Origin of the sequence: Litorilituus sediminis, from assembly GCF_004295665.1 — a bacterium.
In the GTDB taxonomy this organism is placed as follows: domain Bacteria; phylum Pseudomonadota; class Gammaproteobacteria; order Enterobacterales; family Alteromonadaceae; genus Colwellia; species Colwellia sediminis.
The window spans coordinates 3,606,199-3,626,248 of the sequence record NZ_CP034759.1 but is presented as its reverse complement, the minus strand read 5'-3'; the positions used below and the strand labels follow the sequence as shown (position 1 = coordinate 3,626,248).

Annotated in this window: 14 protein-coding genes; 4 read left to right on the top strand and 10 right to left on the bottom strand. The window is 38.8% G+C overall.

All coding sequences use genetic code 11. From position 1 onward, the window contains the following. Positions 1 to 17: 17 nt before the first annotated feature. From rimM to ffh, 7 genes are all read right to left on the bottom strand, one after another. Positions 18 to 545 (bottom strand): ribosome maturation factor RimM, encoded by a 528-nt coding sequence (gene rimM / locus EMK97_RS16080; RefSeq protein WP_130603807.1) that lies wholly within the window; start codon positions 543 to 545, stop codon positions 18 to 20. A 35-nt stretch (positions 546 to 580) separates the two neighbouring features. Then, complete coding sequence (rpsP, locus tag EMK97_RS16075) at positions 581 to 829, bottom strand: 30S ribosomal protein S16 (protein ID WP_044835858.1); 249 nt, start codon at positions 827 to 829, stop codon at positions 581 to 583. A gap of 139 nt (positions 830 to 968) precedes the next feature. Next, positions 969 to 1,919 carry a sterol desaturase family protein gene (locus EMK97_RS16070; RefSeq protein WP_130603806.1) on the bottom strand — a complete coding sequence of 317 codons (951 nt, stop codon included), beginning with the start codon at positions 1,917 to 1,919 and terminating at the stop codon, positions 969 to 971. Between the two features lie 243 nt (positions 1,920 to 2,162). Further along, on the bottom strand, positions 2,163 to 4,385 hold the full coding sequence (locus EMK97_RS16065) for a TonB-dependent receptor family protein (RefSeq protein WP_130603805.1): 2,223 nt from the start codon (positions 4,383 to 4,385) through the stop codon (positions 2,163 to 2,165). A 14-nt stretch (positions 4,386 to 4,399) separates the two neighbouring features. After that, positions 4,400 to 5,668, bottom strand: coding sequence for an imelysin family protein (locus EMK97_RS16060; protein ID WP_130603804.1), 1,269 nt, complete (start codon positions 5,666 to 5,668; stop codon positions 4,400 to 4,402). 190 nt (positions 5,669 to 5,858) lie between these two features. Then, complete coding sequence (locus EMK97_RS16055) at positions 5,859 to 7,667, bottom strand: DUF4856 domain-containing protein (protein WP_211342250.1); 1,809 nt, start codon at positions 7,665 to 7,667, stop codon at positions 5,859 to 5,861. A 371-nt stretch (positions 7,668 to 8,038) separates the two neighbouring features. Continuing rightward, complete coding sequence (ffh, locus tag EMK97_RS16050; protein WP_130603802.1) at positions 8,039 to 9,427, bottom strand: signal recognition particle protein; 1,389 nt, start codon at positions 9,425 to 9,427, stop codon at positions 8,039 to 8,041. A gap of 237 nt (positions 9,428 to 9,664) precedes the next feature. On the opposite strand from ffh, the gene EMK97_RS16045 reads away from it, so the two are divergent. Together EMK97_RS16045 and EMK97_RS16040 are read left to right on the top strand one after the other, a co-directional pair. Next, the gene (locus EMK97_RS16045) at positions 9,665 to 10,462 is read left to right on the top strand and encodes a cytochrome C assembly family protein (RefSeq protein ID WP_130603801.1); all 798 of its coding nucleotides are present in this window, start codon (positions 9,665 to 9,667) and stop codon (positions 10,460 to 10,462) included. 93 nt (positions 10,463 to 10,555) lie between these two features. Then, the gene (locus EMK97_RS16040; protein WP_130603800.1) at positions 10,556 to 11,845 is read left to right on the top strand and encodes an HlyC/CorC family transporter; all 1,290 of its coding nucleotides are present in this window, start codon (positions 10,556 to 10,558) and stop codon (positions 11,843 to 11,845) included. Between the two features lie 370 nt (positions 11,846 to 12,215). Here the strand turns inward: EMK97_RS16040 and EMK97_RS16035 are convergent, their stop codons facing one another. Next, entirely contained in the window at positions 12,216 to 12,836 is a 621-nt protein-coding gene (locus EMK97_RS16035; protein WP_130603799.1) for a transglycosylase SLT domain-containing protein, read from the bottom strand. A 746-nt stretch (positions 12,837 to 13,582) separates the two neighbouring features. On the opposite strand from EMK97_RS16035, the gene EMK97_RS16030 reads away from it, so the two are divergent. Both EMK97_RS16030 and EMK97_RS16025 read left to right on the top strand, forming a co-directional pair. Continuing rightward, on the top strand, positions 13,583 to 13,993 hold the full coding sequence (locus tag EMK97_RS16030) for a hypothetical protein (protein ID WP_130603798.1): 411 nt from the start codon (positions 13,583 to 13,585) through the stop codon (positions 13,991 to 13,993). A 71-nt stretch (positions 13,994 to 14,064) separates the two neighbouring features. Then, on the top strand, positions 14,065 to 14,436 hold the full coding sequence (locus EMK97_RS16025; RefSeq protein ID WP_130603797.1) for a hypothetical protein: 372 nt from the start codon (positions 14,065 to 14,067) through the stop codon (positions 14,434 to 14,436). Positions 14,437 to 15,447: 1,011 nt separating this feature from the next. Here EMK97_RS16025 and gshA read toward each other — a convergent pair. Next, the gene (gene gshA, locus EMK97_RS16020) at positions 15,448 to 17,046 is read right to left on the bottom strand and encodes a glutamate--cysteine ligase (protein WP_130603796.1); all 1,599 of its coding nucleotides are present in this window, start codon (positions 17,044 to 17,046) and stop codon (positions 15,448 to 15,450) included. Positions 17,047 to 17,165: 119 nt separating this feature from the next. Further along, positions 17,166 to 20,009, bottom strand: a complete 2,844-nt coding sequence (locus EMK97_RS16015; protein WP_425462197.1) for a M16 family metallopeptidase — start codon at positions 20,007 to 20,009, stop codon at positions 17,166 to 17,168. Positions 20,010 to 20,050: the final 41 nt, after the last annotated feature.

Below are 20,050 nucleotides of genomic sequence, written 5' to 3'. Positions count from 1 at the left end.
TTGACACTAGTCACAAGTTAAAAACCTGGGTCCCAGTCAACACAAATTTGTTTATTTTCAACGCTTACCGATTCAACCGCTTCGCCAACAGTGTAAGGAATTAACCTTTCCTTCTTGCCAAAACCATCGTTTAGGTTAGCTTTTACAACCAGTACATCGTTAGCGCCCGTTTCTAATAAATCAGAAACCACACCCATATCGTAACCTTTGTTGGTTACCACTTTCATGCCAATTAAATCGCGCCAGTAAAAATCACCTTCAGGTAATTCTGGTAAACGACTTTCGTCAACTAATATCTCAGAGCTTACTAGCTTTTGCGCTACATCTCTGTCATCAATACCAGCAACTTTAACAATCAAGCCTTTGTTGTGTTTGCGCCAATCAGTAATTTCTACTGTTTGCGTTTTATTTCCTAATTTTAATGACCAAGGAAAATAGTCAAGAATGGCATCAGGATCATCAGTGAATGAATGAATTCTCAACCAACCTTTGATGCCGTAAACTGCGCCTACTTTACCTAAGGTAATTTGATTTTCTGTACTCACGATAACTCCTACAACCTACTAAGTTAAAAAAACGATTAAGCAGCAGCTTGTGCGTCTTTAACTAACTTAGCCACACGATCAGATAAACCAGCACCTTGACCAACCCAGTGGTTGATACGATCTAGGTCTAAACGTAATTTCTCAGCTTGACCTTGTGCTGTTGGGTTGAAGAAACCTACTTTCTCGATGAAACGACCATCGCGAGAGTTACGGCTATCTGCAACAACAACCTGATAGAATGGACGCTTTTTAGCGCCACCACGAGCTAAACGAATGGTAACCATATCGCCCTCTATAATTTAATTTGTTAAACGAATTTTCCAGACACTTTCTGCCGAACCGACAGAAAAGCTCGCGTATTCTACGCTTTTGCTAGAAATTTACAAGCTTTTTTTAACTGAAGGTGGATATTAAATCAGCAGCTTAGCGGCGAGTAAACAAGCGCTGTCCTGCTTTTTTGAAGGGTTCAAAATAGATCTGCGCTAAGCTATTGTGGCCTTGATGATCAACACTAATGCCATAATTTATTTTATCCACTTGTGATGCTTTAATATGGCAAGAAAATAATCTATCCCACAAAGCCAGTGCAGCGCCAAAATTAGCATCAAAGTGTTTTGGGTTATCGCTGTGATGAATTTGATGTTGGGCAGGGCTAATAAAATAGTTTTCTACCTTATCACCCCAGCTAAGCCAAATATGACTATGGCGAAGGTTTGAGCCAAAAAAGTTAAATAAAAAGACAAACGCATTAGCGCCTAGAATGTCATACATTTTTAACGTTGGGCCAAAAAAGTAATAGCAAATGCCCACCACTGCCCCTTGGGTTATTGCCATTCTAAATGCGTATAAAAGGCTTTCTACCGGATGGCTTCTATAAATAGTAAAAGGCGTTAACACCAGCGCAGAGTGATGCACTTTATGAAACTCCCATAGAGCCGGTACTTTATGTAATAAATAATGTAGGTAAAAACGAGTAAAGTCATCGGCAATAAATAACAATACGGTGAATATGGCAATGATGCTAAATGAGGATAAGGCTATTGGTTCAATATAACCAAATGTCCACTCAAAGGCTGACGATACCGCCATAGCAACCGGCGCCATGGTAATAACAATAAACGGAAATAACGCTGATTTAATTAACTTATTTATCACTAATAAAGCATAATCATGGCATGCCGATTTATGAGTATAAACATGCTTAGGTAGCACAAACTTAATAAAGTTAACAAAAGAAAAACCAGCCGATGTTTTTAAAAAGACAGGAATAGCTAACAACAATGCCGAGACAAGATAAACGATATAAATACGCTTATTGGCATCAAAAAGATATTGAGTTAATTCAGTAAAGTTAAGCGATAAAAAATCTAACACATTTGCCTCGTTTTAGCTTAATTACCACAGTTTAACTCAGCCCAATTAAATTAAGTCAAATCAAATTGAAATAGAGTAAAGCAATCCGTGTGTACAGACCATCGCGTCGATGCGAAGTATAAAAGCCAGTAGGCTAAATCAAAACAAAGTAACTTGCTTTGATTTAGCACAATACTATTCCTAGATATAAGTACCTAGATTAAAGATCCTTAGTTCTAAAGTACCTAGATTAACAGCAGCCTTTTAGAAACTGTATTGGTAACCAACGTAAAACTGCTGTGGTTTACCCGGTCTGGCGCCATAAGGGCGACGACTAACAATCTCTTGCTCATCCAAGATATTATCAACTTTAAGGTATATCTTACCCCAAGCATCAAGATAATAGCTTGCTGAAAAATCAACAATAGTATATGCCTTAGTTGTAACGCCTTCTAAGGTCACGCCGTCACCAGAAGCTTCTAGCATGCTATCAACATAACGAGCAATAAAGTTAATATCCCAATCTGACGCTTGTAAGCCAAAGTTCAGTGTTAATTGGTTTTCTGGCAAATAAGGTAAGCTATCACCCGCTTCAATTTTACCCCACATAGGGAAGGTTGATACAAAGCTGTTCTTAAATTCAGAATCACTGTAGGTATACACCAGTGATAATGGCATATCTAACTCTTTGCTTAGCGACACCTGATAACCAGCAGTAAGTTCTAAACCGTAAACATCCACTTCTCCTGCGCTATGCTCTGTATCTTCACCACCACAAGCTGCGCCTTGAGAAAATGAACAACTTTCTTTTAAGTTGCTTATATCGTTGTAAAAAACAATGGCTTCAACTTTAGCATTACCATCGTTATAACGACCACCAAACTCATAGTTGATACTGTTTTCTATTTCTACTTTAGGATCTTGTTTTGGGCTAGTAGGTATAAAACCTTCGTGAACACCAAATAATAAGCCGGCTTGCTCATTAATGCTGTAAAAAACACTTAAACTAGGCAACCAGATATGAGAGCTTTTCTTAAGCCAGTTATCTTCTTCTCCCGGTGCGCGGTTTTGATAGGTAGTATCTAAAAACTCGCCACGTAAGCCTAAAGTCACCTCTAACGCTTCATAGCTAATGGTATCTTTAAAGAATACTGATATTGCATCTGTTTCTTCGCGATCTGTGGTGGTGGCAACTTGCGCACTACCATCTGAAACGAGTTGCGTAGACTGCATAATAAAAGCATCTGTGGTGTGGTTACGTTCTATCTGATCTTGATGGAATCGTGCCCCGACATTAAATTCATGCGTTAAGCCAAATAAATTCTGCTGCCAGAAAATTTCACTTTGAATGCCTTGTGAGAAATACTCACGGGCATTATCACCTAAAATGATTTTTTGCCCTTCACTTTGAGAGTCTAATTGCCCTGTCAGTACCTGATAATAAACTTCATGCTCTTCTGGTGTTAACAGAACATCATCAATACTCGTGCCATCTTTAAAGTTATTTACTTTAAACCACGAACGTTCAAAATCATTTCGATAAACACGGGTAGTAATATCAAAACTGTCAGCTTGCATAAAGTGGGTAAATTGCACTTGCTGGTGCTGCCAGTCCATATTATCTAATTGGCTGGCAACATAACGGCGATTTGGCGACTTGTAAAAATCTTCATCGCTTAAGCCTAAATATGTTTCATCTGATTTTTCATCAGCATAAGCAAGCTTTAACTCAAAGGTATGATCTGCTGCTTTAGTTTCTATGTCATAACGAAACTTAGCCATAATATCGTTTTTGTTAAAACCTGTATCACCGCCACCATCAAGCTCTTTAAAGCCATCTGATTGCATATTAATGGCTTCAATTAAAAAGCCTAAATCGCCGATTCTATCGCCATAATAGCCGTGCACTTTTGTGTAAGCATCACTTCCTGCAGCAATATCTATCATGCCTTCTTGACCATCAGGAACAGCGCGCGTAGTCATATTAAGCGCACCAGCCACTGTCATTGGTCCATATTTAATGGCAGCTGGGCCTTTAAATACTTCTACTGAAGTCATTTTCGACATCATAGGAAAGTAATAAGCAGGCGGCGCTGAATAAGGGGCTGGGCCAATTAAAATACCATCTTCCATAATAGTAATTTTCTTACTACGCTCAGGTGTGGCACCACGAAAGCCGATATTCGGTCTTAAACCGTAACCGTCTTCTTCGCGAAGATTAATGCCGGGTACGTTGGCTAGTACACGGTTAATATCATCAAACTTAAATTTCTCTAACTCAGCTTCACCAATTAAGGTCGCCGAGCCAGCTTCTTTTCTTAATTTATTATCATGAGCAAGGATTTGAATGCGCTCTAAAAAATCAGTTCGCTTGCCTTCATCACCAACAACATCATCATCAGCATAAACGCTTGTTGCCGGAATGCTTGCCAATAAAATAGCACTAGCTAATGCAGATAACGAAAGTTTGCCCTGCTTATTATTCATTTGCTTTGCCTTCATTAGTCGTTATCTCCAGCAGCCGTTTTAGGTAGCTCCAACGCTAAGCTGGTAATAAAGTCACTTTTAAGCTTATCTGTGATGTTTTTCACTTCATTATGAGTTTGTTGTACTTGCTCAGGATTAGTGACTAAAGTCTCAGCAAGCGTTGCTTGATATGCTTGCGCAGAGGCTAATACCTGCTCAATATCGGCATCTAAACCATCTGCGGTTGCTTTATCACCAACATCGAGTAAGTAATCTCTAAAACCTATGGCGTTATCATCGCCACCTTGAATAAATAACTTAAAGGCTTGAATATTGTTAACTATATTCTCTAATGAATGATGACTATAAGTTGCTTCAACAACTTCTGGGCATGGTTGAGAGCCACAAGGGTTAAATTCAATACCTACTGGCTCTGCTATCTTTTTACTTTTGGTGAAAACGTCTAAATAAAATAAGGCATCGCTTAATTTGTTAACGGCATCATGCTCGGTGGCAAATTCACTGCCTTCTGTGCCGGCTGCTTTTAATCGATTGGCATAACCTGCAACATCTGAACCATTGCCTAACCATGCAGTAAGTAAGGTTTGACTATTATTGCGAACATCTTTGGCTATTTCTGTCGCAAATTCACAACGTGCTACTTTGCGGTATTGCTCAGTTTGGTTGCTCCAGCCTTCAGGTTTCATTGGGCCGGTACAGCTATGGGCTAAATTGTCGTTAAACAATAAATACTCCATTGCCACCATACTTTTTCTAGAAGCGATACGTTTAGTAATATCATACGGCTGGCCGTTTACTGTACCTTCTTTAAAATAAGTTACATCTAAATCAACACCACAGGTATTTTTATCAGGCCATGAATAAATATTGTTACGCAACGCGCCATCACCATTTAATAGTGGCTCTAGTTGCATCATTTCAGCTTGCTGCCAAATATTCATCGCTTCACGCCAGCTTGTTTGCGCAGCTAACTTACTATCAGCAACTGATTGGCTATCTGTTGCCTCTTGTTCAAATAGTACTTCTTGCTGACAATAACTCTCGATTGCATCGTATTGCGCTTGTGCAAGACCTGAAAATTGCTCAAAGGTAGGTGTAATAACATGATCAACTAAGCTCGCCACCAATTGCCCTTGATTAAAGTCAGTATTGGTATTCTTGTCTTCATTAAAGCCATCACCTTGTGAGCTAGAGGTACTTTCACCACAAGCGGTAAGTATTAATGAAGCTAAAGCAACCGAGATTAGTGTTTTTTTATTATGACTGTTTTTCATATTCACCATGATTAATTACCTTTGTAAGCCCTTGCACATTTATGCAATCCTTCAGGCCTTAAGCGCAACAAAGCTTGAACAACCTCCTTGTTCAAGCTTTGTTAAATTTATTGCCGCTAACTTTACGTTATTTTCTAAGTATAAAGCTAGCTAAACAATTTAATTTATTAACCTTTCTGTTAATAAAGCTGATAGTTAATTACCAGTTTTCTACATTATCTGCATCAAACTCTAATGCTGCTTGTAGAATATCACGAGCTTTAACTAGGTCGCTTTGATACTCATCAATTTCAGATAACTCTGTTACTGGAGCATCTTTAAATAAGGTGTTGATTTCTACAAATTGCTCATCGGTAATTTTTGAGTATGGGTTAAATTGTAAACCTAACGCGAAACCTTTCATTTCTGAGAAGTGTTTAGCTAAATCGGTAAAGCTGTAATCGTCTGCGCCAGCTTTTAACTTATCTAAATCGCCACGTAAATCGTTAATGTAGTGAACAACTGTTGCTGCAATAGCTTTTTCCCAAGTTAAAACAGCTGCATCGCGATACTCTAATAATTCAGCCATTTGTTCAGTTGTTAACTCTGTACCAGCAGCATCATTAATTAGCTTACGACCAGCAAGGAATGCATCCATCGCTTCTTTTGTGAAGTCAGTTTGTACTTCACTACCACGGTCACGTTTAGCGGCATTTACTGATGCACCAAAGTTAAACTCGCTGAATAAATCAATTTCACCGTCGCCATCAGTATCATGCTTACCATTCCAGTCAGCACGACCATCTTCTTCAGTTTTCACTTTACCGGCAATTTCATTGTCGCTGTAATCAAGGTAGTTTCTCGCAGCGCCAAAGTAGCCAAAACCTTCATCGAATTGATGCTCTAGCTTAGTGTAATCTTTTTCACCTTTATCACGACCAGTATTGTCAGTCGCTAAACCTTTGTTCTCATCTAAATAATCATCAGTAGCTTGTGAGTAAGTCACCGCCATTAATAAGAACTTTTGGATTAACTGGTTTAAATCAGTGCCGTCATAGTTAACAAACACAGGTATTTCATTTGCTTCAATTTGCTCAGCACCGTGGATATAACGCTTACCACCTGGATTTTCCATGGCATTATCAGCAATTTGAGAGAAAAACTGTTGCACTAAACCGTGTGGCGTTTTTTGTGGGATTACACCGTCAGCTGGCACATGCGCAGGCGCGTCATCCCATGTAGACCAACCAGTAAAGGCAATGTTTTCGCCAGTGTATTGACCCGCTTCATTTGACTCACCATTCCAAAGTGCATGCTGACCAGAAGCATCATTACCTGCCACTTTATCTTTTAATGATTTGTAGCTAGAAATTTCACTGAAGAATTTTTGCTTGGCATCGGTAAAAGTAACGGCGAAACCATCCCATGCATTTTCATCACGGTCATAAAAGCTGTTTAACTTAGCAACAATCTCTTCTTTTGAAGAAAGCTCGCCATTGTCTACGTCAGATTGTAAACCACCATTACCAATGTAGTTTTTAAGCTCAGCAATTAAGGCATGACGTGCCGTTTGACCTGAGTATGAAACGCTTGATTTTTCTGCGTCAAACTCACTAACAAAATCATAGTAATCTAATAAGTCAGTAACATTTATTGTTAATGTTTCAGTGTGGCTTAAACCACCGTTATCAGTCACAGTAACGTCAACATCAACGCTAGCCATTTTCTCAAAATCAAATGACGCATCAGCAGCTAAGCTTAATGTTGTGCCATCAATAACAAAGCTCGCGTTGTCAGTAGTGAAGGTATGTGTATCACCAGAATCAGCATCAGTTGCAGCTAAAGTACCTACTTCAACGCCCATAGCGTTTTCTTCTACGGTATTAGCAGTCAAGGTTACTGCTGTTGGCGCTTTATTTTCAGGTGTAACTGGATCAGGATCGCTGCTGCTTGATGAGCCGCCACAAGCTGTTAATGTAGATGTTGCGACCATAACCGCGATAGCGAGTGCTTTTCTTTTAAATTCCATTATGACTCCGATTTAGTGTTTCACTAAGTAAGTTAATTTTTAAAATTGATTCTTTAAAATAATGCGGAGAGTATATACAAAGCTTAACAAGAATGCGAACTAATCTCATAAAGATGTAGTATATTGTTACATTCCTTGATATTGATCAAGTAGAATTAAAATTTAAGCAATTTGAGTGGCTTATTGAATGCCATGTGTTCACAGTTTCAGAGCGCACCTGCCAACTACAGTCGAGAAACTGTAACTAATTTGTATTGTTTGCTGAAAATTACGGCAGTTTGTTGCTCGTTATCTTGGCTTTCGTCGCCATAAAAAGCGAAAAGACAGCCGAAGCTGTCTTTTACATTACAAACATGAAAGTGTTTACTGGGTTATTTGCGACCAAACATGCCGCCCATACCACCCATGCCGCCTGGTGGCATCATACCTTGCATACTGCGCATCATCTTTTTCATGCCGCCTTTGCCAGACATTTTCTTCATCATTTTTTGCATTTGTGCAAATTGCTTTAATAGCTTATTCACGTCTTGAATCTGCGTACCTGAGCCTGCTGCAATACGACGCTTACGCGAACCTTTAATAATTTCAGGACGCTCGCGCTCTGCTGGTGTCATTGAGTTAATAATTGCTTCCATTTGCACGGTAATTTTATCATCAACCTGGCCTTTGATTTGCTCAGACATATTACCCATACCCGGTAACTTATCCATTAAGCCCATCATGCCACCCATGCTTTTCATTTGCACAAGCTGATCGCGAAAATCTTCTAAGCTAAAACCTTTACCACTTTTAACTTTCTTGGCGAGTTTTTCAGCCTTTTTCTTATCAACCTTTTGCTCTACTTCTTCGATAAGTGATAAAACATCACCCATACCAAGAATACGTGAAGCAATACGATCAGGATGGAAAGGCTCTAAGGCATCAATTTTCTCACCAACACCCATAAATTTAATTGGCTTGCCGGTGATATGGCGAATAGATAACGCTGCACCACCACGTGCATCACCATCTGTTTTCGTTAAAATAACACCAGTAAGCGGTAAGGCATCATTAAATGCTTTGGCGGTATTTGCTGCATCTTGACCTGTCATAGCATCAACAGTAAACAGGGTCTCTACTGGCTTGATGGCACTGTGAAGCTGCTGGATTTCTCCCATCATTTCTTCATCTACATGCAAACGACCTGCGGTATCAACAATCAATACATCGAAGAACTGGCGCTTAGCATGATCAATTGCGGCATTGGCAATATCAATAGGCTTTTGCTTAATGTCACTTGGGAAAAATTCAACGCCTACTTCACCAGCAAGTGTTTCTAACTGCTTAATTGCCGCCGGACGATAAACGTCAGCACTAACAACAAGTACCTTTTTCTTTTCGCGCTCTTTTAAGAATTTAGCAAGCTTAGCGACCGAGGTGGTTTTACCAGCACCTTGCAAACCTGCCATCAAGACAACCGCGGGTGGCGTTGCTTTTAAATCAAGCGCTTCGTTTACTTCACCCATAGCCGCTTCGAGTTCTTTTTGAACTATTTTTACGAACACTTGCCCTGGGGTTAGGCTTTTAGAAACATCAGTACCGACAGCTTGTTCTTTTACTTTACTAACAAACTCACGAATTACAGGCAAAGCAACATCAGCTTCTAACAACGCCATGCGCACTTCGCGCAGAGTATCTTTAATATTATCTTCAGTTAAACGGCCACGACCGCTGATATTTTTTAGCGATTTACTTAATCGTTCAGACAGGTTTTCAAACATGAATTTCTCTAACTGTACAAGATTGACGAAAATTTATGCTCGCATTATACCTTATTACCTTGAAGATGCGACAAGATATAAGCACTGCTAATAAAATTTCCTTTTTGCGCCTTTATGAGGGAATAAATTTGCTAAAAAACTAAAGCTATATCAAGCATTGGTCTATTTGCCGTAGCGTAAATAATTTTATCTGATAGAATCAAGCTTTTGTTTTTATCACTGTTTCAGGAGTGGCCAGTGGATTTTTTGGTTATCGGGTCAAGCATAGCGTTTATTGCTTACATACTGGCAACTATTGCCGTAGTAACTCGCTTATTTCACCCAAAGGGTCCTAATTTACAGTTAGTTCTATGTTTAGCTGCTGTTGCTATTACGGTTCATGCACTAAATGATGCGCAACTATTCTTCTCTTCGCAGAGTATTAATTTTAGCCTACCTAATGTTATCTCATTAGTGAGTTTAGTCATCACGCTAACAGTGACACTGGTTGCCCTTAAATATAAGGTAAATTTACTACTGCCTGTAGTCTATGGCTTTGCCGGTATTTGGCAACTGTGTATTATCTTTATACCGCCCATTGAATCGATTCCGTTAGCGGTTGAAAAGCTTATTTTATTAAGCCATATCGGTGTTGCTTTAATTGCCTACTGTATTTTAACTATTGCCACTTTATATGCGTTTCAAGTGACTTATATTAACTATAAATTAAAAGAAAAGAACTTAAATGCCGTAGCTCACCTACCGCCCTTGATGCAAGTTGAAAAACAACTGTTCTCAATATTAACCGTAGGTACATTGTTTTTATTTATTAGTGAAATTATCGGCTTTGCTTTTTTAGATGGCTTTTTAGCAAAAGAGAATGCCCATAAAACCGTATTATCTTTGCTGTCATTTGCCATATACAGCGTTATACTGTGGGGGCACTTTGAAAAAGGTTGGCGAGGCCACCGAGTATTAGCCTTAATGGTTTGTGCTAGTAGCTTATTAACCTTGGCTTACTTTGGTAGCCGATTTGTAAAAGAATTTATTTTATAATTCATAGACCTTATAACCGCTATTACTTGTCGTAAGTGTCCAGCTGTTATAAGGTATGTGGTCCGCTTGTCAATATTAAAGGATTAACCCTTTTTGGATAACATATCTACTGAGATGCTGTTTATTGTGCTAGGCATCTTGATTCTTATTTCTGCCTACTTCTCTGGCTCAGAGACCGGCATGATGTCATTGAACCGTTACCGTTTACGCCACCTTGAAAAACAAAAGCACAAAGGGGCAAAACGAGTCAGTAAATTATTACAACGCCCAGATCGTTTAATTGGTTTGATCTTAATTGGTAATAACTTAGTTAATATTGCCGCCTCTGCTATCGCAACAATAATCGGTATTCGTTTGCTCGGTGATGTCTATGGTGTTTTAGCTGCAACGGTTATTCTTACTTTAGTTATCTTAATTTGTGCTGAAGTGACACCAAAAACGCTAGCCGCTTTGTATCCAGAAAAGATTGCCTTTCCTAGCTCGCTTATTCTATCGTTGTTATTAAAGGTACTTTTCCCGCTTGTTGTCGCTGTTAACTGGATTACCAATGGCATATTAATGTTACTGGGTATTAGCTCTGAACAGCGTGAACAACACAGCTTAAGTAGCGAAGAGTTACGTACTGTAGTAAATGAATCTGGTGCATTACTGCATAAAAGAGACCAAGATATGCTGGTTAGTATTTTGGATCTAGAAAAAGTCTCTGTTGAAGATATCATGATCCCACGCAGTGAATTGGTGGGAATCGATGTTAACGATGATTGGAAACGCATTCAAAAGCAACTTACTCAAGCTAACCATACTCGTGTGCTACTTTATCGAGATAGTATCGATGACGTCGTTGGTTATATCCACGCCCGTGATGCCTTAAAGATGTTATCAAAGAGCCAATTCACCAAAGCAACCTTACTAAGGGCTGTACGCGAGCTTTATTTTATTCCTGAAGGGACACCACTGAATATTCAACTGTTGAAATTTCAGCATGCTAAAGAGCGCTTAGGGTTAGTTGTTGATGAATACGGCGATATTCAAGGCTTAGTAACCTTGGAAGATATCCTTGAAGAGATCGTAGGTGAGTTCACCACTACCATGGCACCAGCCCCCAGTGATGTCGTTACTTTACAGCCAGATGGCAGCTATCTTGTTGATGGTAGCGCCAGTATTCGTGACGTAAACAAAGAAATGTCGTGGCAATTACCCACAGATGGCCCTAAAACGCTAAATGGCTTAATTGTTGAGTACTTAGAAGATATTCCACAAAACAATCTTAGCGTGCGTATTGCTGGCTACCCCGTGGAAATCGTTGATGTTTCAGACAATATGATAAAAACAGTACGCGTCATGCCTGAGCATTTTGTTGGTGCACAAACTGACGAAGAATAAATCACTCACCATCCAAGTTAATCACAAAGTTATCCACAGGCGCTATGACTTATCCCAAAGTTTTTAGCTTTCCACAATTTCTGTGGATAACATTTGCAACCCCCACCAATAGCTGACTTTAACTTTTTCAACAATTATTTAACAAAAATACCATCTTTTTTTTAGCAAATTGGCATGCCCAGATTTTTTCTAGGCTAGCAGGTTTTTTTGAGGTGAAAGAGCAAGTTGGCAAGAATTATGCGAAGATCCTAAAGTGATCGAATACTATGCATTGTTGTTAATTTAGCCCGACTATTCGCTAAACAATTATTGTTAATTTTGTATGCAAATAGCCGGGAAAGCTAGCTGACAGCTAGCATTGGTATTATTGTTAGCCGAAGAAAAGTCGCCATAACCAGCCATGATCCAACTCTTCTTCACAGCTTTTTAATTGGCTTGAATAGCGTCTTGCTCGGTTATCCACTTTTTTCGCCACTTTCACCAACCAAGCCTTCTTCTTATAGGTTTTACGCTTATAACCGCCCCAGCCTTCATGATAATTTAGGTACTGGCTGTAAGCATCCCATTTAGAGACACGGTTCACTTTATGGGTTTTATAAATAAACCAGCCCATAAAATCGATAGCATCATCAAAATCATCTCTATCAGCACCTGAGTTACCCGATTCTCGAATATAATCTTCCCAGGTCATGGTTTTAGCTTGCGAATAGCCATAAGCTGTACTGACTCGTCCCCAAGGAATAAAACCCAAAATATAATCACGAGGGGGTAAAGCATCATGCCTAAATGAGCTTTCTTGGTACATCATGCTAATAGGCACATGAATAGGTACGCCCCATTTTTCCCGCATATCTTTAGCGGCAAAAAACCAATCAGGATTTTCTCTAAATATCTCACAAATATTTTCGGGATTTTTCGGAGGTGGTGTGGCACAGCTAGCTAATGTCAAAACCGTTAAAGCAGCAATTAAAGCAGTTCTAAAAGAGAGCATAAAGTGAAATAACTTGATAAAAAACTATTCAGCATAATGCCAGATTTAAGCTACAAATATCAAAATATTACCGATAAAAAAATAATTTAATTTTTTTAAATAAATTTGAACTTATTTAAAATTGTATACTCTTACTAAACAGTAATGTTATCCCCTTACTATATTTCATGTTTTGCGCGCTCTCATTTGAAAGCGCGTTTTTTTTGCCTAAAATTTGCTTACCGCAATGAAAGGAAAATTTTTTTATTTAATTTGAACTTATTCGAAACGCAGTACTCTTATATAACAGTAATGTTATCCCTTAGTGTTTTAATGGTTTCATGTTTTACGCACTTTCATTTGGAAGTGCGTTTTTTTTATCTAAAATTTACCTGCCATTTAATAAACTACTCGGTTAGTAATCAACAGGGTGTTATCCCACTCTTAACCGTTATCGGTTTTAATGGTTTCAAGCGAGCTTTCATTTGGAAGTGCGTTTTTTTTATCTAAAATTTACCTGCCATTTAATAAACTACTCGGTTAGTAATCACCAGTATGTTATCCCACTCTTAACCGTTATCAGTTTTAATAGTTTCAAGCGAGCTTTCATTTGCAAGTGCGTTTTTTCCTGCTATTTATGTACAAAAAATAAGACACTCAAGCTAGTCAGAACTATTCACTCTCGCTATATTTGGCTAATAATTTTAGGTAAAATTCAGTGTCTATTTTTACTTTAAGGCTCAAGCCTATTCTGCTGTATCGTTATAATGCGCTTTCTCACTATTACTCTTTTTCTACTAACCTCTTTATCCGTACAGGCAAAGGCAACATTAACTTGGTACGCCTATCATCAGCCGCCGGCATTTATTTTCAAAGGGGAATATAAAGGCCTTGGCTTTGCAAACCTAACATTGCAGCTTTTAATCAATGCCTTACCCCAATATCAACACAATGAAGTACAGGTGTCTGTCGGGCGAGCAATGCATGATATAAAACTGCAAAAGAATGTTTGCGGCTTTGGCATTTACCCAACAAAAGAGCGCAAAGAGTACATGGTATTTTCTGATGATGCGCTAATGAACAGGAATGTTCATGTGCTAATTAAAACAGAACGGGCAAAACGCTTAAATTTAGCACCATCGGTTAATTTGGCAGAGTTATTTTCACGCCTCAACTAACAGCCAATATCATTGATGGTCGTTCATACGGCAACTATATTGACAACCTAGTTGCCAACTATCCAAACAATGTGTTTCTACAGTCCGCTAAATCAGATACTGCCCTTTATCAAATGCTAGAGCGTGACCGCTTTGACTTTATGCTTACTTATCCAAGCTCAGCTAACTACGCCATTGAAACAAACCTATTATCTTCACAATACTCCCTCATAAAAATCGAAGGGTTAGCGCCCTTTTTAAAAGCTGGGGTTGCTTGTAGCAACTCAGCCTGGGGAAGACAAGTAATCAAAGATGTAAATATCGCCCTTAAACAAATAAAAAACTCTAACAGCTATTTTGAAGCGCTATCTTCTTGGAGTAAGCATAGTCATGATCATCAGCTTTTTCGACGCTTCTATTACTCTGACTTCATTAAAAATACATCAGAAAAACCAAAGACTTAAAAGTTATAAAAATAAATTCAAATTTATTTAAAATAAAGTTGAACCTATTTATATCAAGGCGGTCTTACTTAACAGTAATGTTATTCCCTAAGTGTTTCATGTTTTGCGCGCTCTCATTTGAAAGCGCGTTTTTTTTATCTAAATTTTGCTAAAACAAGTGAATAAGGCAATAACCGAAACGTTATTCCGCCCTTTAAAGTGATGGCTTCATGTTTTGCGCGCTCTCATTTGAAAGCGCGTTTTTTTTATCTAAATTTTGCTAAAACAAGTGAATAAGGCAATAACCGAAACGTTATTCCGCCCTTTAAAGTGATGGCTTCATGTTTTGCGCGCTCTCATTTGAAAGCGCGTTTTTTTTATCTAAATTTTGCTAAAACAAGTGAATAAGGCAATAACCGAAACGTTATTCCGCCCTTTAAAGTGATGGCTTCATGTTTTGCGCGCTCTCATTTGAAAGCGCGTTTTTTTTATCTAAATTTTGCTAAAACAAGTGAATATGCAATAACCGAAACGTTATTCCGCCCTTTAAAGTGATGGCTTCATGTCTTGCGTGCTCTCATTTGAAAGCGCGTTTTTTTTTGCCTGTAATTCAATAAAATTAGTATAAAGATAATAACAGACATGTTATTCCGCCCTTTAAAGTGATGGCTTCATTTTTTGCGCGCTCTCATTTGAAAGCGCGTTTTTTTTATCTAAATTTTGCTAAAACAAGTGAGTAGGCAATAACCGAAACGTTATTCCGCCCTTTAAAGTGATGGCTTCATGTTTTGCGCGCTCTCATTTGAAAGCGCGTTTTTTTTGCCTGTAATTTAAGAAAGCTGGTGGTTGGTAAAAAAATCGAACAAAAAATGAACTAATCAATCAGTGTGTGAGTCTAAGGATGTGAAAGTATGACTCCCTGGATTACTTTCCTTTTTATAGCTAAAGCCCAATCTAGCTTAACAAGCGCGTTACCCTAACGCGCTTTTTTTTGTTCTAAGATCAAGGCTCTGTAGTCAGGTTAAAGCTTTATTACTTACCATTAAGTTCAGCAAAATAGTCAGTCAAAAAATCATCAAAACTTAAGATGTCACTCGCTTCGATAATTGCCTGTTGTTGGTGTGACTTTTCAGCTTCATTAATAAAGAACTGCTCAGAGTAATATTGATAATCTCGGGCGAGTAATTGCTCCCTATAGTCTTTCGCTTGAGCTAATGAATAGCTCGACATGCACTGTTCTTGCTCAACCATAGCATCAACAATAATAGCTGAAGGCGTCTTGCTGGCATCATTAATTTTTTCTAGCTCTCGCGTTATAGCTTCAGCATAATGATTGCTGCCATAAGCACTATCGAGTAGCTCAGCCACTTTTGCTAGTTGATTAAATAACTCATTACCCCATTGCTTAACAGACTTTTGCCAAATCTTGCCATTACTATCAACATCAGACAGTAATAACGCAGGATCACGTCCACGTAAAACAACATCATTCATGTTATCTTCATGAAGCTGCATTGTCTCACAGTCAATTTCTTCATTATCTAACATGGCGCAGAAAGTTAAAAAGACATCTAAAAAGCGAATTTGCTCAATGCTAATACCAGTATCAACAAATGGATTAACATCAAGTGCTCGCACTTCTATGTACTCAACTCCTCGTTCACGAAGTGCTACAGATGGTTTTTCACCTGACTTTGTCACACGCTTAGGTCGAATTGGCGCATAAAGCTCATTTTCTATTTGCAGGACATTGTCGTTTAACTGTTGATACTTACCTGCAACCTTAACGCCAATATCAGCAAAACGTTCTGACTTTAAGCCTATCGCCTTTTGCACACTATCAACATAATCAGATAAATTGTTATAACAAATTTTCAGCGAGGCTTGCTCACTGCTGGTATAACCTAAGTCACTCATACGTAAAGAAGTCGCGTATTCTAAATATAAACCACCACTTGCCGACTTCTTAAATGGCAGCTGTGCCGGTTGCCCTTGTAGGAATGAGCTACAAATTGCTGGCGAACTACCAAACAAATAAGGGATCAACCAGCAATAGCGCTTGTAATTTCTCAACATTGAAAAATAACCAGCTGAGATAAAGTCCGTATCTGAAGCTTTGCTCTGATGTAAGCCCTTAATAACTTGCCAAAACTCATTTGAAAAAGAAAAGTTAAAATGAATACCAGCAATCACCTGCATCATACTGCCATAACGATTCTTTAAGCCCTGACGATAAACCGTTTTCATGGTACCAATATTTGACTTACCATACTGCGCTAGTGGTACTTGTTCGGCATCACCAACAAAGCATGGCATGCTTGTTGGCCATAAAAGCTCACCATTAATATTTTCTAGGGTATATTTTTGAATATCCTGTAATTGTGCAATGGCCTTTTCAGGTGATTGGCTCACAGGGGTAATAAACTCAAGTAAGTTTTCGGCATAGTCTGTGGTGATTTGACCATGGGTTAATGCCGAGCCCAATTGACTATAATGACCATGTTCAGAGAGTTTACCTTCTGGCAATATTCTCAAGGCTTCTCTTTCTATACCTCGGCCTATAGCTTTGAGTGTATTAAGATTGTCTTCTTGGCTAAAAGCGTCAATATAATCGTTTAATGATAATGTCAAAATAATTCCTAGGCGTTATGTCTTTCTGGTAAGGCGAAGGGGTGCTACCTTCCGACAAATAGATAGTATCTAAATGAGGGGGCAGCCCACTTTTTTCAATAGCAAATAACCAGATATTTTTATTTGGCTAACGTTAAATCTACAATTTCATACGGCAGCTTTTCTAATTGCGGTCTAACAACTTGACCGTCACCAACCACAATCCATTGCATAGGTTTAGCTAATTCTTTCGATGCTATGCTATTTAACTCACTTAATGAGACGGTATTAATAATTTCTGTTTGCTTTTCGCCATAATTAACGGGTAAATCAAACTGCAATATTTGCCTTAAGAAACCACCTTTTTGGCTTGGCGTTTCAAAACTTAGTGCTTCATTTTGTGAAATAGCTTGGCGCATAAAAGCGGCTTCGGCGTTACTCATACCCGCTTTTTGGTATTGTGCTAATTCTTGCTCTATCTCTTTCATGGCATCATAGGTGTGCTCTTTTTTAACGCTCGCGCCAGCACTAAATTGCCCCAAGGTTTTACCCGCTGAAAAATGGCTAGATGCGCCATAGGTATAGCCTTTATCTTCACGTAAGTTTAAATTGATGCGGCTATTAAAAGCACTACCTAGCGGGTAATTCATCAAGTTTGCTTTAAAATAATCGCCTGTTGCATCATAAGGCATTGCCCGACGAGATAGCTTAATAACTGACTGACTAGCATTAGGTAAATCAACAAAATACAGCTTATTTGGGGTTACCTCTGGGAAGTTATAATCAGCAGAAATTTCATAATCTTTACCTTTCCATAAACCAATGTATTCTAATTTTGGCAATAGCTCACTTTTGTCAATGTCACCAACAACCACTAAACTTGCCTTCGCTGGTGAAAAGTAGTTTTGATAAAAGGCCTTAACATCATCAAGTTCTATAGCAGTTACACTGGCAACTGTACCACTATCAACTAAACCTAGGCGGCTTGTTTCACCATAAGTAACTTGCTTAAATGCTCGACCAGCTAATGTTCTAGCATCTTTATTTCCTTGCTCTAATCCTTGAATTAACTGATTCTTTACGCGATCAAAATCTGCTTGGGCAAATTTTGGATTAAGCATCATATCCAACATCAAGTCCATGGTGGCATCAAGATTTTTAGTTAGGCTGCTTACTTGCACATAGGTATTACGGCCAGAAGCGGCAACTGAAATACTACTACCTAATCGCGCTAGCTCATTAGATAACTGCTCTTTCTCATAGTTAGTTGTACCTTCATTCATTAAGCTAGCCGTTAATGAAGCTAAGCCCGCTTTTTCTCTGCTATCAAGTAATGGGCCACCTTCTAGGCTTAATAACAAGCTAATAGTTGGCGTTTCGGTATTTTGCGTGCCTATGACCTCAATACCATTCGCTAATTTTGCTCGCCAAAGCTCTGGCACTTTTATTTGTGGATTTTCGCCTGATTTAGGCATTACAGAGCGATCAAATAGGCTAACATTTTTCATAATTGGTGTATCAATTACGGCAACCTCTGGCGGGTTACTGACATCAGGTAAAGCAAAGCTGTTTTCTTTAGCAATAAAAGCTTCTTGCCCTTTAGGTACTATGGATAACACCGCCGCACCTTTTCCTTGAATATATTGTTTAAATACCCGCATCACATCGGCTTTCGTTACTCGGTTATACCTATCTACTTGCTCTGTGGTGTAATCAGCATTACCTAACATGGTTTGGTAATGGGCAAGACTAGATACCTTACCAGCAACACTTTGCAAGCCGTATATGGTTCCTGTTTCAATGCTGACTTTGGTTTTAAGTAGGTCATCATCATTAACACCACGCTGTTCAAACTCAACTAAGGTGTCATTAATGACTTGCTCAATCTTAGCCAATGCCATCCCTTGTTGTGGATTTGGCAAAGCAAAGAAACTCATTTGACAAGCAAGCTCACGACACGGATGACTAGTACCAGCTTGCACGGCAACACCTGACTTAACTAAATTCTTATACAATAATGATGTTGGTCCGCCCCCTAAAATATTCGCTAATACATCAAGTGCCGGTTCATCTTCATGCATGCCATAAACGGTTGGGTAGCTAATATAAAGCAGCGGCAAAGAAACATTGTCTGTAAATGAGTAATATCTATTTTCGGCTAAGCTGATTGGCTCTTTGGCGATATTTTCAACTTTTGGACCTACCTTTAAGCTGCCAAAGTATTTATTAACCCAAGCTAAGGTTTGCGCTTCATCAAAATCACCACCTATGGTTAACACCGCGTTATTTGGGCCGTACCAACGAGAAAAAAACGCTTTTAAATCAGCAACCGTTCCTCTATCAAGGTCTTCCATATAACCAATAACAGGCCAAGAGTATGGGTGCTGACGAGGAAATACCATCTGATTTATGGTTTCATTTAGGCGACCATAAGGGCGATTATCAACATTTTGACCCCGTTCATTTTTCACCGTTGCTCTTTGAACTTCAAACTTTTCCTCGGTAATGTTTTCTAACAAAAAGCCCATACGATCAGACTCAAGCCATAACATTTTCTCTAGCTGATTATTGGGCACGGTTTGATAATAGTTAGTGCGATCTGAATTAGTAGTACCATTTAAGTTACCACCACTTTGTGTCACTACCTTAAAGTGCTGCTCATCAGCGACATTTTTAGAGCCTTGGAACATCATATGTTCAAAAAAATGCGCAAAACCTGATTTACCTAATTGCTCACGCGCAGAGCCAACATGATAGGTTACATCAACATGCACTAGCGGATCTGACTTATCCTGATGCAAAATCACAGTTAAACCGTTGGCTAGCTGATATTTTTTATAAGGAATATTAATGCCTTCTGCCAACGGCTCTACCGTTTCAACTAAAGTCACGCCAGCTGGTAAAGCTATGCTGTCAGTTTCTTTGTTTACTGAACAAGCAACTAAACTTGATGCCAATACAGTGGCGGCTAAAATGGGCTTAATACGATCAAAAGAGAATATAAATGGAGCTGAGTTAGACAAAA

Coding starts and splice junctions, on each gene's coding strand:
- EMK97_RS16060 (WP_130603804.1), bottom strand. CDS start 5,668: ATGGTGAATATGAAAAACAGTCATAATAAAAAAACACTAATCTCGGTT.
- ffh (WP_130603802.1), bottom strand. CDS start 9,427: ATGTTTGAAAACCTGTCTGAACGATTAAGTAAATCGCTAAAAAATATC.
- EMK97_RS16035 (WP_130603799.1), bottom strand. CDS start 12,836: ATGCTCTCTTTTAGAACTGCTTTAATTGCTGCTTTAACGGTTTTGACA.
- EMK97_RS16030 (WP_130603798.1), top strand. CDS start 13,583: ATGCGCTTTCTCACTATTACTCTTTTTCTACTAACCTCTTTATCCGTA.
- rpsP (WP_044835858.1), bottom strand. CDS start 829: ATGGTTACCATTCGTTTAGCTCGTGGTGGCGCTAAAAAGCGTCCATTC.
- EMK97_RS16065 (WP_130603805.1), bottom strand. CDS start 4,385: ATGAATAATAAGCAGGGCAAACTTTCGTTATCTGCATTAGCTAGTGCT.
- EMK97_RS16055 (WP_211342250.1), bottom strand. CDS start 7,667: ATGGAATTTAAAAGAAAAGCACTCGCTATCGCGGTTATGGTCGCAACA.